General features: G+C 71.4%; 20 protein-coding genes and 1 pseudogene. 10 read left to right on the forward strand and 11 right to left on the reverse strand.

The window, feature by feature from the left end; all coding sequences use genetic code 11:
* Positions 1-2: 2 nt before the first annotated feature.
* From glyA to CP983_RS13350, 3 genes are all read left to right on the forward strand, one after another.
* The gene (gene glyA / locus CP983_RS13340; protein WP_150499719.1) at positions 3-1,289 is read left to right on the forward strand and encodes a serine hydroxymethyltransferase; all 1,287 of its coding nucleotides are present in this window, start codon (positions 3-5) and stop codon (positions 1,287-1,289) included.
* A 92-nt stretch (positions 1,290-1,381) separates the two neighbouring features.
* Complete coding sequence (locus tag CP983_RS13345; RefSeq protein ID WP_150499720.1) at positions 1,382-2,749, forward strand: L-serine ammonia-lyase; 1,368 nt, start codon at positions 1,382-1,384, stop codon at positions 2,747-2,749.
* 94 nt (positions 2,750-2,843) lie between these two features.
* Entirely contained in the window at positions 2,844-3,401 is a 558-nt protein-coding gene (locus CP983_RS13350) for a glycoside hydrolase family 25 protein (RefSeq protein WP_107902601.1), read from the forward strand.
* A gap of 42 nt (positions 3,402-3,443) precedes the next feature.
* On the opposite strand, the gene CP983_RS13355 is transcribed toward CP983_RS13350, so the two are convergent.
* Both CP983_RS13355 and CP983_RS13360 read right to left on the reverse strand, forming a co-directional pair.
* Positions 3,444-3,662: an EF-hand domain-containing protein gene (locus CP983_RS13355; protein ID WP_107902603.1), complete on the reverse strand. Its 219-nt coding sequence runs from the start codon at positions 3,660-3,662 to the stop codon at positions 3,444-3,446.
* Between the two features lie 84 nt (positions 3,663-3,746).
* The gene (locus CP983_RS13360; RefSeq protein ID WP_150499721.1) at positions 3,747-4,694 is read right to left on the reverse strand and encodes a MerR family transcriptional regulator; all 948 of its coding nucleotides are present in this window, start codon (positions 4,692-4,694) and stop codon (positions 3,747-3,749) included.
* A 65-nt stretch (positions 4,695-4,759) separates the two neighbouring features.
* Between CP983_RS13360 and CP983_RS13365 the strand changes: the two genes are divergently transcribed.
* Complete coding sequence (locus CP983_RS13365) at positions 4,760-5,392, forward strand: GNAT family N-acetyltransferase (protein WP_150499722.1); 633 nt, start codon at positions 4,760-4,762, stop codon at positions 5,390-5,392.
* Positions 5,393-5,431: 39 nt separating this feature from the next.
* On the opposite strand, the gene CP983_RS13370 is transcribed toward CP983_RS13365, so the two are convergent.
* The 5 genes from CP983_RS13370 to CP983_RS13390 all read right to left on the reverse strand — a co-directional run bounded on the left by CP983_RS13370 (position 5,432) and on the right by CP983_RS13390 (position 11,143).
* Positions 5,432-6,613, reverse strand: a complete 1,182-nt coding sequence (locus tag CP983_RS13370; protein WP_150499723.1) for a YncE family protein — start codon at positions 6,611-6,613, stop codon at positions 5,432-5,434.
* A gap of 143 nt (positions 6,614-6,756) precedes the next feature.
* A complete protein-coding gene (locus tag CP983_RS13375) occupies positions 6,757-7,260 on the reverse strand; it encodes an ATP-binding protein (protein ID WP_125529455.1) in 504 nt (167 codons plus the stop codon).
* A 286-nt stretch (positions 7,261-7,546) separates the two neighbouring features.
* Complete coding sequence (locus CP983_RS13380) at positions 7,547-8,314, reverse strand: enoyl-CoA hydratase/isomerase family protein (protein ID WP_030967100.1); 768 nt, start codon at positions 8,312-8,314, stop codon at positions 7,547-7,549.
* Between the two features lie 174 nt (positions 8,315-8,488).
* Positions 8,489-9,730, reverse strand: coding sequence for a L,D-transpeptidase (locus tag CP983_RS13385; protein ID WP_189749632.1), 1,242 nt, complete (start codon positions 9,728-9,730; stop codon positions 8,489-8,491).
* 180 nt (positions 9,731-9,910) lie between these two features.
* Positions 9,911-11,143: a L,D-transpeptidase gene (locus CP983_RS13390; RefSeq protein ID WP_150499724.1), complete on the reverse strand. Its 1,233-nt coding sequence runs from the start codon at positions 11,141-11,143 to the stop codon at positions 9,911-9,913.
* A 307-nt stretch (positions 11,144-11,450) separates the two neighbouring features.
* Here CP983_RS13390 and glgX point away from each other — a divergent pair, with 307 nt between their 5' ends.
* Together glgX and CP983_RS13400 are read left to right on the forward strand one after the other, a co-directional pair.
* Positions 11,451-13,694 (forward strand): glycogen debranching protein GlgX, encoded by a 2,244-nt coding sequence (glgX, locus tag CP983_RS13395; RefSeq protein ID WP_150499725.1) that lies wholly within the window; start codon positions 11,451-11,453, stop codon positions 13,692-13,694.
* Positions 13,695-13,756: 62 nt separating this feature from the next.
* Positions 13,757-13,969 (forward strand): annotated as a pseudogene (locus tag CP983_RS13400) (twin-arginine translocation pathway signal protein); the annotation flags it as partial.
* On the opposite strand, the gene CP983_RS13405 reads toward CP983_RS13400, so the two are convergent.
* Genes CP983_RS13405 through CP983_RS13420 form a run of 4 tightly spaced genes read right to left on the reverse strand, consistent with a single transcriptional unit; the run spans position 13,966 to position 17,548 of the window.
* Complete coding sequence (locus CP983_RS13405; RefSeq protein WP_107902615.1) at positions 13,966-14,613, reverse strand: response regulator; 648 nt, start codon at positions 14,611-14,613, stop codon at positions 13,966-13,968. The pseudogene CP983_RS13400 and the gene CP983_RS13405 overlap by 4 nt on opposite strands.
* A complete protein-coding gene (locus CP983_RS13410; protein WP_125527325.1) occupies positions 14,606-15,859 on the reverse strand; it encodes a sensor histidine kinase in 1,254 nt (417 codons plus the stop codon). Before CP983_RS13410 ends, CP983_RS13405 begins: the two co-directional genes overlap by 8 nt.
* Before the next feature lie 25 nt (positions 15,860-15,884).
* Positions 15,885-16,619, reverse strand: a complete 735-nt coding sequence (locus CP983_RS13415) for an ABC transporter permease (RefSeq protein ID WP_150499726.1) — start codon at positions 16,617-16,619, stop codon at positions 15,885-15,887.
* The gene (locus CP983_RS13420) at positions 16,616-17,548 is read right to left on the reverse strand and encodes an ABC transporter ATP-binding protein (protein WP_163016811.1); all 933 of its coding nucleotides are present in this window, start codon (positions 17,546-17,548) and stop codon (positions 16,616-16,618) included. The genes CP983_RS13415 and CP983_RS13420 overlap by 4 nt, the downstream gene beginning before the upstream one ends.
* A 186-nt stretch (positions 17,549-17,734) precedes the next feature.
* On the opposite strand from CP983_RS13420, the gene CP983_RS13425 reads away from it, so the two are divergent.
* The 4 genes from CP983_RS13425 to CP983_RS13440 all read left to right on the forward strand — a co-directional run bounded on the left by CP983_RS13425 (position 17,735) and on the right by CP983_RS13440 (position 25,013).
* Positions 17,735-19,570, forward strand: a complete 1,836-nt coding sequence (locus CP983_RS13425) for an ABC transporter ATP-binding protein (protein ID WP_150499727.1) — start codon at positions 17,735-17,737, stop codon at positions 19,568-19,570.
* The gene (locus CP983_RS13430; protein WP_150499728.1) at positions 19,567-21,420 is read left to right on the forward strand and encodes an ABC transporter ATP-binding protein; all 1,854 of its coding nucleotides are present in this window, start codon (positions 19,567-19,569) and stop codon (positions 21,418-21,420) included. Before CP983_RS13425 ends, CP983_RS13430 begins: the two co-directional genes overlap by 4 nt.
* Before the next feature lie 39 nt (positions 21,421-21,459).
* Positions 21,460-23,172, forward strand: a complete 1,713-nt coding sequence (locus tag CP983_RS13435) for an ABC transporter transmembrane domain-containing protein (RefSeq protein WP_150499729.1) — start codon at positions 21,460-21,462, stop codon at positions 23,170-23,172.
* Between the two features lie 65 nt (positions 23,173-23,237).
* A complete protein-coding gene (locus CP983_RS13440) occupies positions 23,238-25,013 on the forward strand; it encodes an ABC transporter ATP-binding protein (protein WP_150499730.1) in 1,776 nt (591 codons plus the stop codon).
* Positions 25,014-25,082: the final 69 nt, after the last annotated feature.

Here is a 25,082-nt window from a genome sequence, read left to right on the forward strand (position 1 = left end):
TTATGTCTGACACGTCTGACAAGTCGCTTCTGAACACCCCCCTGCATGAGCTGGATCCGGCGATCGCGGCGGCTCTGGATGCCGAGCTGGAGCGTCAGCAGTCGACGCTGGAGATGATCGCGTCGGAGAACTTCGCTCCGGTCGCGGTCATGGAGGCGCAGGGCTCGGTCGCCACGAACAAGTACGCCGAGGGCTACCCGGGCCGGCGTTACTACGGCGGCTGTGAGCATGTCGATGTCGCCGAGCAGATCGCGATCGACCGGGTCAAGGAGCTGTTCGGCGCCGAGTACGCCAATGTGCAGCCGCACTCGGGTGCCTCCGCGAACCAGGCGGCGCTGTTCGCGATCGCCCAGCCCGGCGACACGATCCTGGGCCTGGACCTCGCGCACGGCGGCCATCTCACCCACGGCATGCGGCTGAACTTCTCCGGCAAGCAGTTCAACGTGGTCGCCTACCACGTGGAGACCGACAGCGGCCTGGTCGACATGGCCGAGGTCGAGCGCCTGGCGAAGGAGCACCGCCCGAAGGTGATCATCGCCGGGTGGTCGGCGTATCCGCGGCAGCTGGACTTCGCCGCGTTCCGCCGGATCGCGGACGAGGTCGGCGCCTACCTGTGGGTCGACATGGCGCACTTCGCCGGCCTGGTCGCCGCGGGGCTGCACCCGAACCCGGTCCCGCACGCCGACGTGGTCACCTCCACCACCCACAAGACCCTCGGCGGCCCGCGCGGCGGGATCATCCTGGCCCGCAGCAAGGAGTTCGCCAAGAAGCTGAACTCCGCGGTCTTCCCCGGCTTCCAGGGCGGCCCGCTGGAGCACGTGATCGCCGCGAAGGCGGTGTCCTTCAAGGTCGCCGCGTCCGAGGAGTTCAAGGAGCGCCAGCAGCGCACCATCGAGGGTGCCCGCATCCTGGCGGAGCGGCTGACCGCGCCGGACGCCCGCGAGGCCGGTGTGAACGTGCTGTCGGGCGGCACCGACGTGCACCTGATCCTGGTCGACCTGCGCGCCTCCGACCTGGACGGGCAGCAGGCCGAGGACCGCCTCCACGAGGTCGGTATCACCGTCAACCGCAACGCCGTGCCCGACGACCCGCGCCCGCCGATGGTCACCTCCGGCCTGCGCATCGGCACCCCGGCCCTGGCCACCCGCGGCTTCACCGCGCAGGACTTCACCGAGGTCGCCGACGTGATCGCCGAGACCCTCAAGCCGGTCTACGACGCCGACGCACTCAAGGCCCGGGTCAAGGCACTCGCCGACAAGCACCCGCTCTATCCCGTTCTGAACAAGTAGTTCCTTTCCGTGGGGTGTCCCGCACACTGGTCAGTGAGCGGGCGGGGCACCCCGCGGAAGCCTTCTGCACCACCCCGTATTGAGGAGTCCCCGTGGCCATCTCGGTCTTCGACCTGTTCTCGATCGGCATCGGCCCGTCCAGCTCCCACACGGTCGGCCCGATGCGCGCGGCACGCATGTTCGCCCGCCGCCTGCACAACGAGGGCGTACTGTCCTCCGTCGCCTCCATACGCTCCGAGCTCTACGGCTCGCTCGGCGCGACCGGCCACGGCCACGGCACCCCCAAGGCCGTGCTGCTCGGTCTGGAGGGCGACTCGCCCCGCACCGTCGACGTGGAGACCGCCGACGAGCGGGTGGAGAAGATCAAGTCGTCGGGCCGCCTGAGGCTCCTCGACGAGCACGAGATCCCGTTCGACTTCGACAAGGATCTCGTGCTGCACCGCCGCAAAGCGCTGCCCTACCACGCGAACGGCATGACGCTGTGGGCGTTCGACGCCTCCGGCGAAGAGCTCATGTCCAGGACGTACTACTCCGTGGGCGGCGGCTTCGTCGTCGACGAGGAGGCCGTCGGCGCGGACCGGATCAAGCTCGACGACACCGTCCTGAAGTACCCCTTCCGCACGGGTGACGAGCTGCTGCGCCTGACCCAGGAGACGGGTCTGTCGATCTCGTCGCTGATGCTGGAGAACGAGCGGGCCTGGCGCACCGAGGAGGAGATCCGCGAGGGCCTGCTGGAGATCTGGCGGGTGATGCGCGAGTGCGTGTCCCGCGGCATGGCGCGCGAGGGCATCCTGCCGGGCGGCCTGAAGGTCCGCCGCAGGGCCGCGAACACCGCCCGCAAGCTGCGCTCCGAGGGCGACCCGAAGGCGCTCGCGATGGAGTGGATCACGCTCTACGCGATGGCCGTGAACGAGGAGAACGCCGCGGGCGGCCGCGTCGTGACGGCCCCCACGAACGGTGCGGCGGGCATCATCCCCGCGGTCCTGCACTACTACATCAACTTCGTGCCGGGCGCCGACGAGGACGGCGTGGTCCGCTTCATGCTGGCCGCGGGCGCGATCGGCATGCTCTTCAAGGAGAACGCCTCCATCTCCGGCGCCGAGGTCGGCTGCCAGGGCGAGGTCGGCTCCGCCTGCTCCATGGCGGCCGGCGCACTCGCCGAGGTCCTGGGCGGCAGCCCCGAGCAGGTCGAGAACGCCGCCGAGATCGGCATGGAACACAACCTCGGCCTCACCTGCGACCCAGTCGGCGGCCTCGTCCAGATCCCCTGCATCGAGCGCAACGGCATGGCCGCGGTGAAGGCGGTCACGGCCGCCCGCATGGCGATGCGCGGCGACGGCTCCCACAAGGTGTCCCTCGACAAGGTCATCAAGACCATGAAGGACACGGGCGCCGACATGTCGGTCAAGTACAAGGAGACGGCGCGGGGAGGGCTCGCGGTCAACATCATCGAATGTTGACAATTCCACGTCAGGAACGCGTCAGCCGTGCCACGGTGGGGCATACACCCAGTCCAACTCCTGTCCCCCCACCGGTACATCAGGGAGTCCCCCCATGCTGCGCGGCATCGACGTAAGCGCGTACCAGTCCTCGTCCTACGACACCGACGGCCTCTCCTTCGTCTTCATCAAGGCGACGGAGGGGCGTTCCTACATCAACCCCAAACTCGCCGCCCAGACGAAACGCGCCCGTGACGCCGGCCTGGTGGTCGGCTTCTACCACTTCCTCTGGCCGGGCAACCTCTCCGCCCAGGCCGACTACTTCGTCGGCAAGGCCCCCGAGAAGGCGGGCGACATCCTCGCCGTCGACTGGGAGACCACGAGCGAGGGCACGCATGCCAGCAACGCGGAAAAGGACCTCTTCATCCGCAAGTTGCGAGAGAAGCGCCCGAACAACCCGGTCGTGCTCTACTGCAACCGTCACTACTGGCTCAACGTCGACACCACCTCCTACGCCGGCCACGGCCTCTGGATCGCCGACTACGTGACGGCCGGAAAGCCCCGCATCCAGGCGAAGTGGCGCTTCCACCAGTACACGGACAACCCACTGGACAAGAACGTCGCGAACTTCTCCAGCAAGGCGGCACTCCGGGAGTGGGCCGAGAACGCCTGAAGGGGCGCCTTCCCGGGAGGAGGGCGCCCCTTCGTGGGTGTGCTACTTGTTCAGGAAGGCCCAGAACTCGTCGAAGGACAGGAGCTTGTCGCCGTTGAGGTCGCGGCTCCTGATGATCGCCTCGGCGACCGCCTCGGTGACGTTCCAGTCGCCGCCCTGCGCGAGTGCGGACTTGAACTCGGCGGCGGTGATGGTGCCGTCACCGTCCGCATCGATGCGCTCGAACTGCTTGCGTGCTTCCTCGATGTCGATGTGCGCCACCGGTCCGCCCCTTTACTCGCGTCTACTCGCGTCTGTCGTGTTTGTACTGGCCTGCTGCCGCAGGTCACATTAGCCGCGGTCAGATTAGCCGCCCACGCACGCCTCCAGTGCGGCGACCACCCACGCGAACTCCGCACGGTACGCCGACTCGGGCCCGCGGCCCTTCACGACGGACAGCAACTCGCGGTAACGGGCGACCTCGTCGCTCACACTCGACGTCAGGCGTTCCAGCACCATGGCCGGATCGGCGTCACCGATCAGGTCCCGCAGGATCCGCCCGGCCTCGGGCGACCCGGGGTCGACGCCCCGCCCGAGCGCCTCGGCGGCCAGGTGCACCAGCTTCCGGGAGAACCACATCGACGCCCCGGCCGGCGTCTCCGGCCCGCGCCCGGCCGCGTTGAACTCGGCCACCTTGCGCATCCGTGCCCGGAATCGCGGGTCCTGGATCAGCTCGGCCAGCTCCACCCAGGCGTCCACCTGCTCGGACGTCGGGTCGTCCGGCAGATCCACGGCCATCTCCCGCATCCGGTCGCGGACCACCGGGTCCGCCGTGTCCAGTCCGTGGAACATCTCGTCCACGAACTCCTCCAGGACCCGCCGCCGCTCGGCGGCCGACAGTCGCGCCAGTCGATTCATCAAGGTCATCTCCTCGGTGGTCGAGCCGCGTCGTGCCACGGTCGACAGCACCGCACGGGTCACCTTCAGGGAGCGGATCTGGGCGTCCAGGGCGGCGACGTGCGTGGCCGCCACCGCTGCCACGTCCTTCTCGCCGCTGACCACCTTCCGTACGTCGTCCAGGCCCAGACCCAGTTCGCGCAGGGTGCGGATCAGCTCCAGGCGGGCGACGGACTCGGCGTCGTAGAGGCGATAGCCGCCGGAGGAGCGGGTGACCGGGTGCAGGACGCCCTCGTCGGACCAGTAGCGGATGGTCCGTACGGTCAGCCCGGTGGCCCGGGCCAGCTCGCCGATGGTGAAGAGTCCGGTGCCGTCGTGCGGGGGGTCTGGGGGGTGTCCCCCCTGATGACGCAGCATGTTTGCGAGTGTGGGCCTTCCACTGGGTGGAGACTCAAGGAGTCGAACGGGAGGGAGAGGGCTTCGTGGAAACCCTGCGGGACATTCTCGACTCGGTGACGCGGGGCGTCTTCCCGCCCGCGGACGGCCGTACGACGGTCCTCCCCCAGCCCTCCCGGCGCGACGCGGGCGTCCTCGCCTTCACCGCGCACTCCGTCGTCCTCACCGACGAGGACCCGGCGTGGGTGTACGACACCCTGCGCGAGGTGGACTGCGACGCGCTGGCCGCGCCGATGAACCCGCGCTTCCTGGCCGCCTTGATGGAGCGGACCGGGCGCGGGGCGGAGACCGTCGACGCGGTCCTGGTCGCCGAACCGCTGCCGGGCACGCCCCCGCTCGCGCTGAGGGAGATCGAGGACGCCGGGCACTCCCGGGTCGGCTATGCCCGACGCCGGCGCGACGACGTGCGCGCGTGGGCGGCGGACGGCGGGGTGCTGGTGATGGGGCGCGGGGTCGCCGGGCGGCTGGAGGTCTCGGTGGAGGTGGACGAGGGGGTACGGCACCGGGGGCTGGGGCGCCTGCTGGTGACCGCGGCCCGGCATCTCGTCACGGAGCCCCTGTGGGCGCAGGTCACACCGGGGAACGCCCGCAGTGCGCGGACGTTCCAGGCGGCGGGCTATCGGCAGGTGGGCGCGGAACTGCTGCTGCACACGCGATAGGCGACGACGGCCGGTGAAGGGCGTCCGGCCGGGCGGCGGCTAGCGGAAGATGCCGGTGTGGCCGAGGGAGTAGCGGCCCGGCTGCGGGTACACGGCGAGGCCGTGCGGGCCCTCGCCCACCTGGATGCGGGCGAGTTCGGCGCCGGTGCGGGTGTCGATGGCGTACACCTCGGAGTCGTAGCGGCCGGAGAGCCACAGCACCTTGCCGTCGGCGGAGACGCCGCCCATGTCGGGGCTGCCGCCCTCGGGGAGGTGCCACTTCCGGGTCAGCCTGTTCCGGGTGAAGTCGAAGACGGAGACGGTGCCTTCGCCGCGGTTGGACACGAACATCTCGCGTGAGTCGCGGCTGACGTAGAGGCCGTGGGTGCCCTTGCCGGTGGGCAGGAGCTTCGGGGTGTCGAACTTGTCGCCGTCCAGCACCCACATGCCGTCGGCCATCATGTCGGCGACGTAGAACCGCTTGCCGTCCGGGGAGACCTTGACGTCCTGCGGCATGGCGCCGTCGAAGGGGAGCTTCTGCTGAGCGACGACCTTCATCCTCTCGGTGTCGACCTTCAGCAGTTCGCCGCTGAACTCGCAGGAGACGATGAAGTAGCGGCCGTCGAGGGAGAAGTCGGCGTGGTTGACGCCGTAGCAGGTGACCGGTTCGGTTCTGATCCGCTTCATGGTGTGGGGGTCGCGGAAGACGAGTTCGCGGTCGAGTGAGGCCATGACGACGGCGTACTTGCCGTTGGGGGTGAAGTAGAGGTTGTAGGGGTCGTGGACCTCCACCTCCTCGCCCGCCTTGCCGGTCCTCGGGTCGATGGGGGTGAGGGTGTGGCCGCGGTTGTTGTTGACCCAGAGGGTCTTCAGGTCCCAGGACGGGACGACGTGCTGGGGCTGGCGGCCGACGGGGATGGTCTCGATGACCTCGTACGTCTTCGGGTCGATGACGGAGACGGTGTCGGACTCGCTGTTCGGGACGTAGACGCGGGACGGGAAGTCCTTGACGACCGGGGAGAGCCGGTTCGGGCGGTCGGCGGCGTAGACGTCCTTCGGGTCGAGGACGGGCGGCATGCCGGGGAGGCCCTTGACGGGCTCGTCCTTCACCGGGGCGGGAACGGCGGCCTGGGTGCCGCGGGGTGTCCCGGTGTGGTCCTCGCTCTTGGGAGAGCCGGTGCCGCAGGCGGCGAGGGCGAGGAGGGCCAGGCCGGCGAGGAGGGTGCGGTAGGTGTGGTTCATCGGCAGTTCTTCCGGTGCGGCGGGGTGGGGGCGCCGCACTATTTAATGAGTATTACGCCGAAAACCACGCCATTTACCCGATTGGCCCCAAGTCACGGGTCGCCGTGACCGGCCCCGGAACGCCGCCTCTTCGACCCCGCCCGCTAGCGGTCCGCCACCCGCATCTCGAACCACGTCGTCTTGCCGCGCGGCAGCAGGTCCACGCCCCAGCGGTCGGAGAGCTTGTCGACGAGGAACAGGCCGCGGCCGCTGACGTCCATCTCCTGGACCGGCATCAGACAGGGCAGTCCGCGAGAGGGGTCCCGGACCTCGATACGGATCCAGCCCCGGCGGCGGCGCATCCGTAAGCCGAAGACGCGGGCGCCGGTGTGGCGGACGGCGTTGCCGACGAGTTCCGAGACGAGCAGGACCGCGTCCTCGGTCATCTTGGGGGTGAGGCCCCACTGGCGCAGAACCACCACTTGCGCGAGCCGGCGCGCGGTCGCGGCGGATTCCGGTCGGGAGGGCAGCGGAACTTCCGCCTCCGTAGGATTTCCGAACAGTTCCAGCGCCTTTGAGGCAGCTTCGTCCTCGACCGCCGGCGACCAGCGCGCCGCAGTCGCACGGCCGTTTCCCCGCGGGTGTTCGACACCCTCCAGCCCCGCCATGCCCCCATCATGGCCGCCCGCACGGTCCTCCGGGGCCGTTCCGGAGGAATACACCCCCCGGAAGCCTTCATTCCGCACCGACCCCTTGGCATATGACGGTGGCAGTTCGGAGTCCTCAACAGCCCGTCCGACCTGCGACGAAGGGTCTGCTGGAGGCAATCGACGGGCTCCCTCGACAAGGCACGCTTAAGGTTGCCTTAAGACTGCCATAAACCGCCCCATCGAGGGACCCGGGTCAGACACTCCGTCAATTGCAAGTGGTTCGGGGGAGTTTCAGATGTGAGATTCAGAGGAACTTGGCCTTGCCCGGCCCTTCCTCGACGAAGCTGCGCATGCCCCGCTCCCGGTCCTCCGTCGCGAACAGCCCGGCGAACCAGCCGCGCTCGACCGCGAGGCCCGTCTCGATGTCCGTCTCCAGGCCCGTGTCGATCGACTCCTTCGCCGCGCGCAGCGCGATCGCCGGACCCTGCGCCAGCTTCGCTGCCCAGGCGTGCGCCTCGGCGTAGACCTGGTCCGCGGCGACGACACGGTCCACGAGGCCCAGCTCCCGCGCCTCGTCGGCCTTGACCATACGGCCCGTGAAGATCAGGTCCTTCGCCTTGGACGGGCCGATCAGCCGGGCCAGCCGCTGGGTGCCGCCGGCGCCCGGGATCAGGCCGAGCAGGATCTCCGGCTGGCCGAGCTTGGCGTTGTCCGCGGCGATACGGAAGTCCGCGCAGAGCGCCAACTCGCAGCCGCCGCCGAGCGCGTAGCCGGTCACGGCCGCCACGACCGGCTTCGGGATCCGGGCCACCGCGGTGAACGACTCCTGCAGGCCCCGGGCGCGCAGGACCATCGCGGTGTGGTCCATGGCCTGCATCTCCTTGATGTCCGCGCCCGCCGCGAACACCTTCTCCCCGCCGTAGATCACCACGGCCCGCACGTCGTCACGCCGGGTCGCCTCCTCGGCGAGCTCCTTGAGCCTGTCCTGGGTGGCGACGTCCAGCGCGTTCATGGGCGGGCGGTCGAGGCGGAGGGTACCGACACCTTCGGCGACTTCGAGATTCACGGTCATGGAGGCAGGTTAACGGGGACTAACGGCACGGGCTGGAGTGCGGTCAGTCACACACGGCCGGGGGTCTGGGGGTTGCCCTCAGGCAGACACAGCACGGGGACCAACGCGGACGGCCCCGGTGCCGTACCTCACATCGAGGTCGTGCACCGGGGCCGTCGGGCCGTCTTGGGGGAGTTATGCCTTCCACTTCTCCCAGGACATGTTCCAGCCGTTGAGGCCGTTCTCCGGCGCGACCGTCGCGTCGGCGGAGTTCTTCACGACCACCACGTCGCCGATCATCGAGTGGTTGAAGAACCAGGCGGCCGGCGTGCTCTTGTCCCACGCGCCCTTGACGTCACGCAGGCCGATGCAGCCGTGGCTGGCGTTGTAGTTGCCGAAGGCGCCGCCGCCCCAGTAGTTGCCGTGGATGAAGGTGCCCGAGTCGGTCAGGCGGGTGGCGTGCGGGACGTCATCGATGTCGTACTCGCCGTCGTAGCCGACCGTGTCGCCGTTCATCCGGGTCTGGACGAACTTCTCGGTCATGACCATCTGGCCGTTCCAGGTGTCGTACCCGGGCTTGCCGGTGGTGACGGGGATGGTCTTGACGACCTTGCCGTCCTGGGTGACCTTCATCTTCTTGGTCTTCACGTCGACGACCGAGACCTGGTTGCGGCCGATCGTGAAGGTGACCTTCTTGTCCTGCTCGCCGTAGACGCCGTCGCGGCCCTCGACGCCGTCGAGGTTGAGCTCGACGGTGACCTTCGTGCCGGACTTCCAGTACTTCTCGGGACGGAAGTCGAGGCGGTCGTTGCCGAACCAGTGGCCCGCGACCTCGACGGCCGGCTCGGTCTTGACGGTGATCGCCTTCTCGACGTCCTCGGGGTTGGTGATGCCCCGGTCGAAGCGGAGTGAGAACGGCATTCCGACGCCGACCTTCGAGCCGTCCTCCGGGGTGAACCGGCCGATGAAGGTGTTCTTCGGCGTCAGGGTGGTGAAGTCGGCCTCCTTGGCGGCCTCCAGGCCGTCGGCGTCCTTGGCGACCGCGTGCACCGTGTACTTCGTCGCGGCGGCGAGGTGCGTGGACGGAGTCCACGTGCCGCCGTCGCCGGATATCTTCCCGTCTATCGCGTTGCCCTTGGCGTCCTTGACCTCGACGTCCGTCAGCTTGCCCTTGGCCGCGGTCACCTTCAGCGCGCCGCTGGTGTCGACGGACTTGGCACCGTCGCCCGGCGCTATGGTCACGACCGCCTGGGACTTCTTGGCCTCCGCGGTGCTGGAGTCCCCGCCCTTGCCGTCCCCGGCCCCTGTGTCCGAACCGCCGCCCCCGCCGCACGCGGTGACGGCGATCAGCAGGACGCCGGCCAGTGCCGCAAGGCCGGTGCGCCCGCGCCCTCCGCGCCCGTCAACCGACGCCCCCGATATCGGCCGCACGTTCAAGTCTTTCTCCCCTCCCCGGGTCTGGTCCGACCCGCGCCCCCGCGCGTCCACTGCGCGCATCGGCGCATATTAACCACAAGGTCAGGCCTGCCGGCGCCACGCGTTTGTCACCGTTCCGTTCCAACATCGTCGGGCCGCCCGACGGCCGGGCCGTCCGCCGCAACTCACCCCCCTGTCCGATTACTTCACCGCACTACCGCTCTTCCACTCCTTCCAACCCATATTCCATCCTCCGAGGCCATTGTCGGGAGCGACCTTTTTGTCATTGCTGCGGACCACCTCGACGACGTCGCCGACCAGGCTGCGGTCGAAGAACCAGCCCGCCGGGGTCTCGGATCCGCCGCCCTTGACGTCCCTGAGTCCCACGCAGCCGTGGCTGACGTTGCTGTGGCCGAAGATGGCGGAGTCCGCCCAGTAGTTGCCGTGCAGGAAGGTGCCGGAGTCGGTCAGCCGCATGGCGTGCGGGACGTCGGGGATGTCGTACTCGCCCTTGCCGTCCTTCTTCTTGAAGCCGACCGTGGCGCCGTTCATCCGGGTGAGCTCGAACATCTCGGTGACCACCATCTTGCCGTTGTAGGTGGTCATCTTCGGGGCGCCGGCCGTGACGGGGACGGTGGCGAGGAGTTCGCCGTCGCGGCGGACCTGCATGGTGTGCTCGGTGGCGTCGACGAGGGATGTCTGGTGGCGGCCGACGGTGAAGGAGAACGTCTTGTGCTGCAGGCCGTACACCCCGCGTGCTCCCTCGACGTCCCGCAGCCGCAGCACGACGGTGACGCGGGTGCCGGGCTGCCAGTAGTCCCGGGGGCGGAAGTCGAGGCGGGACTTGCCGAACCAGTGCGGGCGGATGTCCACGGCCGGTTCGGCGGTGACCTCGACGGCGCGTTCGACGGCGGCCCGGTCCTCGATCTCCCGGTTGAACTCCAGGGAGACGATCATGCCGGTGCCGACGGTGGAGCGGTTCTCCGGGGCGACGTAGCCGACGAACCGCTTGTCGGGGACGTACGTGGTGAAGGTCGTGTGCCGTGCGCTGCGGCGGCCGTGGGCGTCGAGGGCCACCGCGTCGACCGTGTATCTGGCGGCCAGCGCGAGCCGGGGGTCCTCGGGTTCCCAGCGCAGGCCGTCCCCGGAGATCCGGCCCGGCACCGGGGTGTCCTGGGCGTCCTGGGACTTGACGACCTTCACCGACTCCAGGCGTCCGCTGGGCACCCGGACGAGCAGTTTCTCGTCGGGGCGCGCGCCCTTGGAGCCGTCGTCGGGAGTGACCCGGATGACGTCCTCGGGCGCCGGCGCCTTCTGGTCGACGGCGCCGCCGTCCGTCGTGCATCCGGCGGCCCCGCTCAGCAGCCCTGCCCATGTCAGTACGGCGGCCAATACGGCCCCCGCGCGCCGCGCGCGCCCTTGTACGTGCCTCACGAAGACCCCAACGACCGGGGCGGCCCCGGGGAAACGTGAGTGCGGGGCGCCGCGCGACGTGTGCCGCAACAGCCAGGCGATCCGGCTGCGGGTCCGTCGTGGCCGGTCGCGCAGTTCCCCGCGCCCCTCGGGGGCCGGCCGGCCCCGGGAGCCTGCCGGACTCGGCGCTCGGCCGACTTCCTCAGGGTCGCTTGGCCATGCCGTGGGCAGAACATGTGGGAGGACGACGCGACGGGGAGCCGGGGTCAGGGACGACCGCGTGCTCTCCTTCCACGTTGTGTGGTCCGTGAGCCGTGGGAGGCCACAGGTGTCGAGCGCAGCCGAGCAGGAGGCGGTGGCCGGGGTGGTCGCCGCTGAGGAGGGGCGCCCGGCCGCCGTCGTGAACGGCGCGCGGCTCAAGGCCCCCGGGGTGCCCGTGTGGCCGGGCACGCCCGTGCCGCTCGGCGCCCGCTTCCGGGTCGGCCCGGACGGGGTGGCGGGCACCAACTTCGCGCTGTGGGCGGGCGGGGCGGAGTCGGTGGAGCTGTGCCTGTTCGACGAGCAGGGCAGGGAGACGCGGGCCCGACTGTCCGAACTGACGCACGAGATCTGGCACGGCTTCGTGCCGGGTGTGATGCCGGGGCAGCGCTACGGCTACCGGGTGCACGGCCGCTGGGACCCGTGGACCGGCGGCCGCTGGAACCCGGCGAAGCTGCTCCTCGACCCGTACGCCCGGGCGGTGGACGGCGACTTCAGCCTGCCGCCGGAGGTGTACGGGCACGTCCGCGACTGGCCGCAACAGCATGTCGCGGACACAGTTCGCGACGAGCGGGACTCGGCGCCCTTCGTCCCCAAGGGCGTCGTCGTCCACGATGACGACGACTGGGCGGACGACCGCCGGCCGAAGACGCCGTGGGCCGACTCGGTGATCTACGAGCTGCATGTGCGGGGCTTCACGAAGCTGCACCCCGGGATCCCGGAGGAGTTGCGGGGGACGTACGCCGGTCTCGCGCATCCGGCGGCGATCGAGCACCTGGTCAGGCTGGGCGTGACGGCGGTGGAGCTGCTGCCGGTACACCAGTTCGCGCACGAGGACCATCTGCTGCGCAAGGGCCTGCGCAACTACTGGGGCTACAACTCCATCGGCTACTTCGCCCCGCACGCCGCGTACGCCGCCTCGGGCACGACCGGCGAGCAGGTCGGCGAGTTCAAGCGGATGGTCCGCGCCCTGCACGCCGCCGGGATCGAGGTCATCCTCGACGTGGTCTACAACCACACGGCGGAGGCGGGCGAGCTGGGGCCGACGCTGTCGCTGAAGGGCATCGACAACCGGGGGTACTACCGGTTGCAGTCGGATGCGCGCCGGTACGCCGACTACACGGGCTGCGGGAACACGCTGCATGTGGTCCAGCCGCAGGTGCTGCGGCTGATCACCGACTCCCTGCGCTACTGGGTGACCGAGATGGGCGTGGACGGCTTCCGCTTCGACCTGGCCGCCGCGCTGGCCCGCTCCATGCACGACGTCGACATGCTGTCACCGTTCCTCGCCGTCATCGCGCAGGACCCGGTGCTGCGGCGGGTGAAGCTGATCGCCGAGCCGTGGGACGTCGGCTCGGGCGGCTACCAGGTGGGGGCGTTCCCGTCGCTGTGGACGGAGTGGAACGACCGCTACCGAAATGCCGTACGGGACTTCTGGCGGGGTGCCCTGCCGGACGTACGGGATCTGGGGTACCGCCTGTCGGGGTCCAGCGACCTGTACGCGTGGGGCGGCCGCCGGCCGTACGCCTCGGTGAACTTCGTGACCGCGCACGACGGGTTCACGCTGCGGGACCTGGTGTCCTACGAGCGCAAGCACAACGAGGCGAACGGCGAGGGCAACCGGGACGGCTCGAACGACAACCGGGCCTGGAACTGTGGTGCCGAGGGCGAGAGCGAGGACGAGCGGGTACGCACGCTCAGGCGGCGGCAGCTGCGGAACCTGCTGACGACGCTGCTGCTGTCGACGGGGGTGCCGATGCTGGTCGCGGGCGACGAGCTGGGGCGCACCCAGCGCGGCAACAACAACGCCTACTGCCAGGACAACGAGATCAGCTGGCTGGACTGGAGCCTGCTTCAGGACCCCGGCTGGAAGGCCCTGTTCGAGCTGACCGCCCGGCTGATCGAGCTGCGGCACCGGCACCCGGTGCTGCGCCGCCGGGCCTTCTTCTCGGGGCGGGCGCACTCGGCGGACGGGCTGCGGGACCTGGCCTGGTTCACCTCGCGGGGCTCGGAGATGACGGAACGGGACTGGTACGCGCCCGCCGCGACGCTGGGCATGTATCTGTCGGGGCGGGACATCCCGGGCCGGGACGAGCGCGGGGCGCCGATAGTGGACGACAGCTTCCTGGCCGTCCTGCACGCCGGGGACCGGCCGGCGAGCTTCGTGCTGCCGGGGCCGCCGTGGGCCGAGCGGTACGAGGTCGTCGTCGACACCTCGCGGGAGGAGCAGGGCGAGGCGCCGGGCGTGGCGCACCGGGCGGGGACGGCGATCACGGTGCCGGCCCGTGCGGTGCTGTTGCTGCGGGTCGACTGAGGCGATGTCGCGGCTCATTGAGGGGGCATTGCAAGGTCGTGAACTCCGCGGCCGGTTCCTGGCGGGACCTGTTCTGGCGGGTGCGGGCGGGCCGGGCGCTCAGGCGGGGCGACTGGAAGTACTACCGGGACGCCGACGGCAAGGACCACCTGTACGACCTGGCCCACGACAAGCGCGAGCAGGCCGACCGGGCCCCGGACGAGCCGGCGTTGCTCGCCGAGCTGAAGGCGTCCTGGGAGAGGACCGCGAACACCCTGCTGCCATACCCGTCCTAGCCGAGGATCCCCCGCTCGTACGCCGTCGCGACCGCCGCCGCGCGGTCGTTGACGCCGAGCTTGGCGTACAGGTGGGTGAGGTGGGTCTTCACGGTCGCCTCGCTGATGAAGAGCTCGCGGGCGATCTCGCGGTTCGGGGTGCCCTTGGCGACCAGGGCGAGGACCTCGCGCTCGCGGGCGGAGAGCGGCTCGTTGCCGGGGGCCCTCGGGGTGCGTACGGCCGAGACGAGGCGGGAGGCGACGGCCGGGGACAGGACCGTGCGGCCCTCTGCGGCGGCGCGGACCGCGGTGAACAGCTCGTCGCGCGGGGCGTCCTTCAGCAGGTAGCCCGTCGCGCCCGCCTCGATCGCGGGCAGCGTGTCGGAGTCGGTGTCGTACGTCGTCAGCACGAGGACCTTGGCGCGGGCGCCGGTGCGGGTGAGGTGGGCGATGGCCGCGACCCCGCCGCCGCCCGGCATGCGCAGGTCCATCAGGACCACGTCGGGGTCGAGTGCGGCTGCCCGCTCCAGGGCCTCCTCGCCGCTCGCCGCCTCGCCGAGCACGACGAAGCCGGGCGCGGACTCGAACATGCCGCGCAGACCGTCCCGTACGACGGGATGGTCGTCGACGATCAACACGGAGATGGACGACTCGTCGCTACTCATGGCGCACCAACGGTACGCGAGCGGACAGGGCGGTGCCGCGCCCCGGCTCGGTCTCCACGGTGAGGCAGCCGGCCATGCGCTCGGCGCGGGCGCGCATGCCGGGCAGGCCGAAGCCGCCCGTGCTGCTGCGCTCGGGCAGGGCGAGCGGGTCGAAGCCTTCGCCGTCGTCGCGGATGTCGAGGATGACCTCGTCGCCGAGGAAGGACAGGGTGACGCCGACGCGGGTGGCGCGGGCGTGCCGGGCGGAGTTGGACAGGGCTTCCTGGGCGATCCTCAGCAGGGTCGCGGAGACCTCGTCGTGGAGGTGTTCCGCGGTGCCGGTGACGGTGAAGTCGGCGCGGACGCCGGTCCGTTCGGACCACTCGGTGACCGTGCCCTTCAGGGCCTGCGGCAGCCCGTCGTTCTCCAGGGCCACGGGGGCGAGGTTGTGCACCGAGCGGCGGGCCTCGCCGAGGCTGTGCCGGGCGAGGTCGGCGGCGCGGTCGAGGTGGGAGCGGGCGGTGGGCAGGTCGGGGGCGTTCGCGACGACCTGGAGCTGGGCGATGATGCCGGTCAGGCCCTGGGCGATGGTGTCGTGGATCTCGGCGGCGAGCCGGCGGCGCTCGTCGGCGACGCCGGCCTCGCGGGCCTGCACGAGGAGCTGGGCGTGCAGGGCCGCGTTCTCCTCCAGGGCCTGGTGCAGGGCCGTGTTGGTGCGTTCGAGCTCGGCGATGGTCTCGGCGCGGGCGCGGGAGCGTTCCTCCTGCTGGCTGGTGAGATGGCCGACGACCGTGAGGATGACGTTGTTCACCACGAGGAGTCCGGCGAACACCGCCCACTGCACCGGCTGGTGGAACGGCAGCCCGCCGGCCTGCGAGCCGGAGACGGCGATGGAGCAGGCGAACGGGCCGAGCCACCGCAGCCGCCGGCCGGGGATCAGCTCGTCGGAGTCGAAGTAGCCGGTGACGGCGTAGAACGCGAAGAACGGGTTCAGCCAGGTCAGTACGAAGGCGAGCGCCCAGCGCAGCGTGTAGTAGACCGTGCCGGCGGTGGAGGGGCCCGGGCGGGTGCGGCTCGCCCGCCCCCACCACAGCTGGAGCGCGAACCCGGCGGCGACCAGCACCGCCACGGCGGTCCGCTCCGCCCGGCCGGGCATCAGTTCGGCGGTGGCGACGGACAGCAGGGTGCCGACCGCGAGCAGCCCGTAGGGCCCCTTGCTGCGGATGAGTTCCCAGCGCCGCTCGAGGTCGGTGTCCGCCGCGGTCATGCCTCCAGTCTGCACGGCCGGCCGCCTACTCCCAGCGGAACCAGCGCGCGGCAGCCGCCGACAGCGCGACGGTCCACACCGCCATCACGGCGAGATGGGACCAGCCGGGCCAGTCGCCCGCCGTGGCCGCGTCCAGGGCCTGCGCGGCGGCGCCGAACGGGGTGAACCCGACGATGTCGGCCATCAGATCGGGCATGGCCCGCACCGGCAGCCACACTCCGGCGGAGAACAGCATCGGGAAGAACACCGCCGTCCCGACGGCACCGGCGATCTTCACCGTGCCGGACACCGCCGAGATCACCGAGCCCAGCGCGAGAGCGAGAAGGACCGCGAGGACCAGCGCGAGCAGATAGCCGTACGGCTGTCCGGGCAGTCGTACGTCGTAGGCGAGCCGTCCGACGGCGAGAGCCAGCAGCGCGGAGAGCAGCGCGGCCGAGCCGTGTACCAGCATGTGGGCGGACAGCAGTGCCGACGGCCGGACCGGGGTGGTGGACATCCGGCGCAGGATGCCCTGTTCCCGGTAGCCGGTCAGGCCCACCGGCATCGCCTGCACTCCGGCGACGATCATGCCGACCAGGACGGTCACGGGTACGTAGGTGTCGACGATGCGCAGGCCGCCGAGGCCGTCCTGGTGCTCGCGGAAGGCGGGGACGGCGCCCAGGATCGCCAGCAGCAGGGGCGGGAAGGCCAGGATCCAGAACAGGCTGCCCGGTTCGCGCGCGAACAGCCGGGCCTCGGTGCGCAGTACGGCGGTGTTCATGGCGTGCTCTCCGTCATGCTCGGGTCCGTCACGGTCGTGTCCGTCAGGTCCAGGAAGGCGTCGTCCAGCGTGGCGTCGCTGACGCGCAGTTGGTGGGCGGTGATGCGGCGGCGGGCGAGGAGCGTGATCACGGCGTTGACCGTCTCGTCGCTGCCGGCCAGGGTGATCCGGCCGTCCTTGTGCTCGACGGAGGCGAGCTCGGGCAGCGCGCCGATCTCGGTCTCGTCGAGCGGCTCGGACGGCGTGAAGGTGATGACCGTGGCGCGGGCGGAGCGGCGGATCAGTCCGGCCGGCGTGTCCAGGGCGGCCACCCGGCCCTGGTCGATCACGGCGATCCGGTCGCAGAGCCGCTGCGCCTCCTCCATGAAGTGGGTGACGAGCAGCACGGTCACGCCGTTCGCGCGGATGTCCTCGATGAGCTGCCAGGTGTCGCGCCGGGCGCGTGGGTCGAGGCCGGTCGTCAGCTCGTCCAGGACGACGATCCGGGGGTTGCCGACGAGGGCGAGCGCGATGAACAGGCGCTGCTTCTGGCCGCCGGAGAGCTTGCCGAACCGGGTGCCGAGCCGCTCGGCCAGACCCAGGCGTTCGGCGAGCGGGCGCCAGTCGGCGGGGTCCGGGTAGAAGGACGCGTAGAGCTGGAGCGCCTCGCGCACGGTCAGTTTCTCCTGGAGGCGGCCCTCCTGGAGCTGGGCGCCGAGGACGCGCGAGACGCGGTCGTGGTCGGCGACGGGATCGAGGCCGGTGACCCGCACCCGCCCGGCGTCCGGGACGCGCAGGCCCTCGACGCACTCGACGGTGGTGGTCTTGCCGGCGCCGTTGGGGCCGAGGACGCCGAAGATCTCGCCCTCCTCGACGGAGAAGGAGACGCCGTCGACGACGGCGCGGCCGCCGTAGGACTTGCGCAGGTCGGTGACTTCGATGACGGACATGGCATCAGGGTCCCGGCGGGGCGGGCCCCGCCACATCGGCCGTCGCGCTCGAACGGGCATCCTCCGATCGGTTGATGGCGGCCGTACGACCCGTCGGACTTCCCCAGGTCGTAGGACCAGCGGCCGATCGCGGACCGGCCAAAACTCGGTGGGCAGTGTCAGTGGCGATCCGTAGGCTCGCTGCTGATGGTGACTACACGTGCAACCCCCGAGGACAGGTCCGGACGATCCGCCGTACGTACGCTGCTGCGCCTGTGGCCGTACGTGCGGCCGGTGCGCGTGCGGCTGTTCACCGCCGCGGGCGTGGCGGTCCTCGCCTCGTGTCTGTCGCTGGTCATCCCGCTCGTCCTGAAGTGGATGGTGGACGGTCCGGTCGCCGACCGGGATCCGGCCGGGGTGTGGCTCGGGGCGCTGTGTCTGCTGCTGCTCGGGTTCGCGGAGGCGTTGCTGTTCGGGCTGCGTAGGTGGCTGGTGGCGCGGCCGCTGGCGGGCGTCGAGGCGGCGATGCGGGCGGATCTGTACGGGCGGCTCCAGCGGCTGCCGGTGGCGTTCCACGACCGGTGGGCGTCGGGGCAGTTGCTGTCACGCGGCACGACGGATCTGATGCTGGTGCGGATGTTCCTCGCCTTCCCGCTGACGTTCCTGCTGGTCAACAGCGTCACGATCCTCGTCGGCGTGATCATCATGCTGCTCCAGGACTGGACGCTGGGGCTGGTGATCCTGATCCCGGCCGTGCCCGTGATGGTCACCTGCGTGATCTTCGAGAAGCGGTACGCCGAGGTGGCGCGGCGCGCTCAGGACCAGGTCGGCGATCTGACGACGGTCGTCGAGGAGAGCGTGCTCGGGATCCGGATCATCAAGGGCTTCGGGCGGCACCGCAGTCAGGCGCGGGCGTTCCGGGAGCTGTCGGGGACGCTGCGCGGCACGGAGCTGCGCAAGGCCCGGCTGCTGGCGACGATCTGGGGCGTCATCGTGACGCTGCCGGAGGTGGCCATCGGGGCGGCGCTGGTGCTGGGTGCCGTGCAGGTGGCGGACGGGGAGCTGTCGGCGGGCACCCTGGTGGCGTTCCTGTCGACCGCGCTCGCGCTCAGATGGCCGGTGGACTCCATCGGGTTCCTGCTGGCGATGAGCCAGGAGGCGGCGACCGCGACGGAGCGGTACTTCGAGGTCATGGATGAATCGCCGGAAACGGAAGCGCCTCTCAGGGGCGCGGGGCTGCGTCAATATGCGGCTCCGCCGCGGGGCGCGACCAGCCCCGACGAACCCGCAGCCGACAACGACGGCCTCCGGTTCCACAACGTCCGTTTCCGCTATCCCGACGCCCCCGAGGACTCCCCTCCCACTCTCGACCGCATCGACCTGCACATCCGCCCCGGCGAGTCCATGGCCCTGGTCGGCACGACGGGCAGCGGCAAGACCACGCTCACGGCCCTGGTGCCCCGTCTCCACGAGCTGACGTCCGGCCGGATCACCCTCGACGGGCAGGACATCACGGCGATGACCCGCGAGGAGCTGCGCGGACTCGTGGCCGTCGCCTTCGAGGAACCCACCCTCTTCTCGGCCAGCGTGGCCGACAACGTTCTCATGGGGGCCGGAGCGGGCGCGGGCGAGCCCGAGTTGGAGCGGGCGCTCGGCGTCGCGCAGGCCGCGTTCGCGCACGACCTGCCGCACGGGACCGGGACACAGGTCGGCGAGCAGGGCCTCAGCCTCTCCGGCGGCCAGCGGCAGCGCCTCGCGCTCGCGCGGGCGGTCGTCGGCCGGCCCCGGTTCCTCGTCCTCGACGACCCGCTGTCCGCCCTCGACGTGCACACCGAGGCCGCGGTCGAGGCGGCCCTGCGGGACGTGCTCGCGCAGACCACGGCCCTCATCGTCGCCCACCGCCCGTCCACCGTGCTGCTGGCGGACCGCGTCGCCCTGCTCTCCGACGGCCGCATCACGGCCGTGGGCACCCACCAAGAACTGCTTCGCGGCAACGCCGAGTACGCCCACCTGATGGCCGGACACGAGGAGACCGACCGATGACGGCGACCACCGCCACCGCACCGGGCAAGGAACAGCCGGCCGAGGAACCCCCGAAGAACGTCGACCCCTTCGACCACGACGTCCTGCCCACTCCCCCGGGCGCCACCATGGCGCTCCTGCGCTCGCTGCTCACCCCGATGAAGGCCCGCGTCGCCCTCACCACGCTGCTGCTGTTGCTCCAGCAGGCGGCGGTGCAGGCGGGGCCGCTGCTGGTGGCGTACGCCATCGACTCGGCCGTGCCGGCATTCCGGCGCGACGACCTCGGGCCGCTGGTCGCGGTCGGCGCCGGCTATCTGGGGTGCGCGGTCGTCTCCGGCGTGCTGCAGTACGCGTTCATCCTGGCCGCCGCCCGCGTCAACCAGGACGTGCTGCTCGACCTGCGCGGCCGGATCTTCCGGCACGCCCAGGCGCTGAGCGTCGACTTCCACGAGCGCTACACGTCGGGGCGGCTCATCTCCCGCTCCACCACGGACGTGGAGTCCCTGCGCGAGCTCCTGAACGAGGGCCTCCAGGAACTCGTCACCGTCATCCTGTCCTTCGTCTACATCTCGGCGATGCTGCTGTGGCTGGACGTCGGCCTCGGCGTGGTCGCCGTGGCCTCCTTCGTGCCGCTGTACCTGCTGGTACGGCTCTACCGGCGGCGTGCCGCCCGCGTGTACACGCTGCGGTCCACCGCCATCGCGTCCGTGATCGTCAAGTTCGTCGAGACGATGAACGGCATCCGCCCGGTGCGCGCCTTCCGGCGCGAGGCCGCAAACGACGCCGACTTCCACGTCCTCAACACCCGGCACGAGCGCACGAACGGCGACGCGCTGCTGGAGATGGCCCGCTATGTCGTCGGCTCCCGGCTCGTCGCCAACACGGCGGTCGCGGGGATCGTGCTGTGGGGCGCCCACCGCGTCGCGGGCGGCACGCTCGCCCTCGGTGTGCTGGCCGCGGCCGTGCTCTATCTGCGGCGGCTGTACGACCCGATCGACCGGCTCGGCATGTTCCTGAACTCCTACCAGTCGGCGGCCGCGTCCCTGGAGAAGATCGCCGGCCTGCTCGCGCAGACGCCGTCGGTCCCCGAGCCGTCCACGCCCCGGCAGCTCCCCGCACCGCGCTCCGAGCTCCCCGGCCGCGAGGTCGTCTTCGACGACGTCCGGTTCGGCTACCGCACCGGCGGCGAGGTGCTGCCCCGCTTCGACCTCACGCTGCCGGCCGGGCAGACCGTCGCGGTCGTCGGCTCCACCGGCGCCGGCAAGTCGACGCTGGCCAAGCTGCTCGCCCGGTTCTACGACCCGTCCGACGGCCGGGTCCTGCTGGACGGCGTCGACCTGCGCGAGCTGCCCGTGGCCGAACTGCGGCGCGGGGTGGTGATGGTGACGCAGGAGGCGTTCCTGTTCTCCGGCACGGTCGCCGAGAACATCGCCATCGGGCGCCCGGACGCCACCCGCGAGGAGATCGAGCAGGCCGCGAAGGCCATCGGCGCGCACGACTTCATCAGCTCCCTGCCCGACGGCTACGACACCGACGTACGCAAGCGCGGCGGCCGTATCTCCGCCGGTCAGCGGCAGCTCGTGGCGTTCGCGCGGGCGCTGCTCGCGGATCCGGCCGTGCTGATCCTCGACGAGGCGACCAGCTCCCTCGACATCCCCGGCGAGCGGGCGGTGCAGCGCGCGATGACGACGGTCCTGCACGGACGTACGGCCGTCGTCATCGCCCACCGCCTGTCCACGGTCGAGATCGCCGACCGCGTGCTGGTCATGGAGCACGGGCGGATCGTGGAGGACGGCTCACCGGACGAACTCATCGCCGGGACGGGCAGGTTCGCGGATCTGCACCGGGCGTGGCGGGACAGCCTGGCGTAGCGGAGCGGCAAGCGGGACGACGAACGGGGCACGGGGACGATGATCGACGCGTACGAGGAGCCGGGCGAGCCCGACTGCCGCGGCGGATGGCGGTATCTGTGGTGGCTGGTCATGCGCCAGAAGACGCGGTCCGTCGTCGGGGCGCTGATCTCCAGTGTGTGGATGGTGCTGCTGGCGGCGACGCCGTACCTGATGTCCCGTGCCGTCGACGACGGGCTGACGACCGGTGACCAGGCCGCGTTGGCGGGGTGGACGGGCGCGCTGTTCGCGGTGGGCATGTTCAACGCCTGGCTGAGCATCATGCGGCACCGCACGATGACGCGGGTGCGGATGGATGCCAACTTCCGCACGGTCAAGGTGCTGATGGGGCAGGCGGTGCGACTGGGCGCCACACTGCCGCGCCGGATCGGGGCCGGGGAGGTCGTCACGATCGGCGTGGGCGACGTTCAGACCATCAGCCAGTCCCTGACGGTCGTCGGCCCCGGGGTCGGGGCGGTCGTCGCCTATCTGGTGATCGCCGGACTGCTGGTGTCGGTGTCGGTGCCGATCGCCGTGGTGGTGCTGCTCGGTATGCCGCTGGTCGGCGTGCTCGTCGGGCCGCTGCTGGGGCGGCTGCAGACGACGGAGACGCGGTACAGGGAGCGGCAGGGCGTGCTGACCGCACGGATCGCCGACCTCGCGGGCGGCCTGCGCGTCCTCAACGGCCTCGGCGGCAAGGGCCTGGTCGCCGACGCCTTCCGCCACGACTCGCAGCGGCTGCGGGCGCAGGGGTACCGGGTCGGGGCGGTGACCAGTTGGGTGCAGGCACTCGGGGTGGGGCTGCCGACCCTGTTCCTGGCCGTGGTGACCTGGCTGGCGGCGCGCCTCGCCGCCCAGGGGGACATCACCGTGGGCGAGTTGGTGTCGGTGTACGGCTATGTCGCGGTGCTGGTGGGGCCGGTGGCGTTCTTCATCGAGTGCGGCTATCAGGTCAGCCGTGGCGTGGTGGCGGCACGGCGGGTCGTACGGTTCCTGCGGCTGGAGCCGATGGCGGACACCGGCACGCGGGACGCGCCGGCCGAACCGGCGGTGCTGCACGACCCCGAGTCCGGCGTGCGGGTGCTGCCGGGCCGCCTGACCGCGCTGGCCGGGGCGCTGCCCGCCGACACCGTGGCCGTCGTCGACCGCCTCGGCAGGTATGTGCCGTCGGCGGCGACCTGGGGCGGGGTGGCGCTCGACGAGATCGCCCTGCCGCAGGTGCGGGAGCGGGTCCTGGTGGCCGACCACGAGTCGGACCTGTTCGCCGGTCCGCTGTGCGAGCTGGTCGGCGGCGCGGGGGAGCCGGACGACGCTGCCGTGGAGCGGGCGGTGCGCGCCGCGGTCGCCGACGACATCGTGCGAGGCCTGCCGGACGGCCTGGACACCCCGATCGACGCCCAGGGCCGCAACCTCTCCGGCGGCCAGCGCCAGCGCGTCCGCCTGGTCCGCGCGTTGCTGGCCGGCCCGGAGGTCCTCCTGGCGATCGAACCGACGTCGGCCCTGGACGCCCACACGGAGGCACGGGTCGCCGAGCGCCTGCACGCCGGGCGCGCCGGCCGCACGACCGTCGTCACGACCACGTCCCCCCTCGTCCTGGACCGCGCGGACACCGTGCACTACCTGGTCGACGGCAAGGTCGCGGCCACGGGCACGCACACGGAACTGCTGGACGGGGAACCCGGCTACCGAGCCCTGGTGGCCCGGGACGAGGACGCCGAGGAGGTCATGAAGTGACTGCACGGCAACGCCCCCCAGGGGCGCGGGGAACTGCGCGACAAGCCACGACGCACCAGCACCCGGTGAACAACACGAAGCCCCGAGCTCTCCCCCGCACAACCCTCCCCATCGCAGAGCCCAAGGCAGTCCGCCGAGCCACCATCCGCCTCGTCCGAGCCGACGCCAAGGCCTTCACCGCCGTACTCGCACTGAACGCCGCCGCGGCGATCACCGGCCTCGCCGCCCCCTGGCTGGTCGGCCGCATCATCGACGAGGTCCGCGCCGGCCACGGCGTGACGACCGTCGACAGGCTGGCCCTGGCGATCCTGGTGGCGGCGGCAGCCCAGTTGCTGCTGGCCCGCTGGGCCCGCTACATCGGCCACCGCTTCGGCGAACGCACCCTCGCCCGCGTCCGCGAGGAGTTCGTGGACCGTACGCTCGCGCTGCCCGCGTCGGTCGTGGAGCGGGCCGGCACCGGGGACCTGACCGCGCGCGGCACCGCCGACGTGGCGGCCGTCGGCACCACGCTGCGCGACGCCGGGCCCGAGCTGCTCATCAACTCCGTGCAGGTCCTGTTCCTGCTGGGCGCGGTCTTCGTGCTGGACCCCCTGCTGGGCGCCTGCGGTCTGATCGGGCTGGCCGGTCTGTGGCCGGTGCTGCGCTGGTATCTGCGCCGCGCCCGCAGCGGGTACCTCGCCGAGGGCGCGGCCACCTCGGACGTCGCGGAGATCCTGGCGGCGACCGCGGGCGGCGCCCGCACGGTGGAGGCACTGCGGCTGGAGCGGCGGCGGGTGGCGGCGAGCCGGGACGCGCTGGAGACGGCGCGCCGGACCCGGCTGCACACCCTCTTCCTGCGCTCGGTGTTCTTCCCGTCGGTGGAGATCGCCTATCTCGTCCCGGTGGCGACGGTCCTGCTCGTCGGCGGGGCGCTGCACGCGCAGGGCACGATCAGCCTGGGCACGGTGGTCGCGGCGGCGCTGTACCAGCAGCAGATGGCGGGTCCGCTGGACGAGATCCTGATGCGGATCGAGCAACTCCAGAGCAGCGGCGCCTCGTTCGCCCGCGTCGAGGGGCTCGCGCAGGCCCCGCGGGCGACGGAGACCGACGCGCCGACGCCCGCGGACGACCGGATCGACGTGACCGGGGTTCGCTACGCCTACGACCGGGGCGGCGAGGTCCTCAGCGATGTCGGCCTGACCGTCCGGCCGGGGGAACGCCTCGCGGTGGTCGGCCCGTCCGGCGCCGGGAAGACGACCCTGAGCCGGCTCCTCGCGGGCGTGGACGCGCCGACCGCCGGCTCGGTGACGGTCGGCGGTGTGCCGGTCGTCGCGCTGGGCCCGGAGCAGCTGCGCCGGCAGGTCGTGCTGGTCACCCAGGAACACCATGTCTTCCTCGGCACGGTCCGCGACAACCTGCGCATCGCCGAGCCGTCCGCCACGGACGAGGACCTGTGGGCCGCCCTGACCGCGGTCGGCGCGGACTCCTGGGTACGGGGGCTGCCCGACGGCCTGGACACGGCGCTGGGCGACGGGGGCCGCGCCACGGACGGCTCGCAGGCCCAGCAGCTCGCGCTGGCCCGGGTGGTGCTGGCCGACCCGCACACCCTGATCCTGGACGAGGCGACGGCCCTGCTCGACCCGACGACCGCCCGGCACACCGAGCGCGCCCTGGCGGCCGTGCTGGAGGGCCGTACCGTCATCGCCATCGCGCACCGGCTGCACACCGCGAGCGACGCGGACCGGGTGGCCGTGATGGAGAACGGCCGCCTGACCGAGCTGGGCACCCATGACGAGCTGGTCGCGGCGGACGGGGCGTACGCGGCGCTGTGGCGGTCCTGGCACGGGGAGCGGCCCGCCTGAACAGGCGATCTATGCTCGTTGCCGTAGGAGATCCCTGGCACGCTGAAGAAAGCCACAGTAGAAAGCCGC

The organism is Streptomyces chartreusis (assembly GCF_008704715.1).
Classification (GTDB): Bacteria; Actinomycetota; Actinomycetes; order Streptomycetales; family Streptomycetaceae; genus Streptomyces; species Streptomyces chartreusis.

Coding starts and splice junctions, on each gene's coding strand:
- CP983_RS13375 (WP_125529455.1), bottom strand. CDS start 7,260: ATGGCGGGGCTGGAGGGTGTCGAACACCCGCGGGGAAACGGCCGTGCG.
- CP983_RS13420 (WP_163016811.1), bottom strand. CDS start 17,548: ATGTCCGTCATCGAAGTCACCGACCTGCGCAAGTCCTACGGCGGCCGC.
- CP983_RS13430 (WP_150499728.1), top strand. CDS start 19,567: ATGACGGCGACCACCGCCACCGCACCGGGCAAGGAACAGCCGGCCGAG.
- glyA (WP_150499719.1), top strand. CDS start 3: ATGTCTGACACGTCTGACAAGTCGCTTCTGAACACCCCCCTGCATGAG.
- CP983_RS13435 (WP_150499729.1), top strand. CDS start 21,460: ATGATCGACGCGTACGAGGAGCCGGGCGAGCCCGACTGCCGCGGCGGA.
- CP983_RS13410 (WP_125527325.1), bottom strand. CDS start 15,859: ATGACCGCGGCGGACACCGACCTCGAGCGGCGCTGGGAACTCATCCGC.
- CP983_RS13380 (WP_030967100.1), bottom strand. CDS start 8,314: ATGACCGTGAATCTCGAAGTCGCCGAAGGTGTCGGTACCCTCCGCCTC.
- CP983_RS13405 (WP_107902615.1), bottom strand. CDS start 14,613: ATGAGTAGCGACGAGTCGTCCATCTCCGTGTTGATCGTCGACGACCAT.
- CP983_RS13425 (WP_150499727.1), top strand. CDS start 17,735: ATGGTGACTACACGTGCAACCCCCGAGGACAGGTCCGGACGATCCGCC.
- CP983_RS13350 (WP_107902601.1), top strand. CDS start 2,844: ATGCTGCGCGGCATCGACGTAAGCGCGTACCAGTCCTCGTCCTACGAC.
- CP983_RS13360 (WP_150499721.1), bottom strand. CDS start 4,694: ATGCTGCGTCATCAGGGGGGACACCCCCCAGACCCCCCGCACGACGGC.
- CP983_RS13415 (WP_150499726.1), bottom strand. CDS start 16,619: ATGAACACCGCCGTACTGCGCACCGAGGCCCGGCTGTTCGCGCGCGAA.
- CP983_RS13370 (WP_150499723.1), bottom strand. CDS start 6,613: ATGAACCACACCTACCGCACCCTCCTCGCCGGCCTGGCCCTCCTCGCC.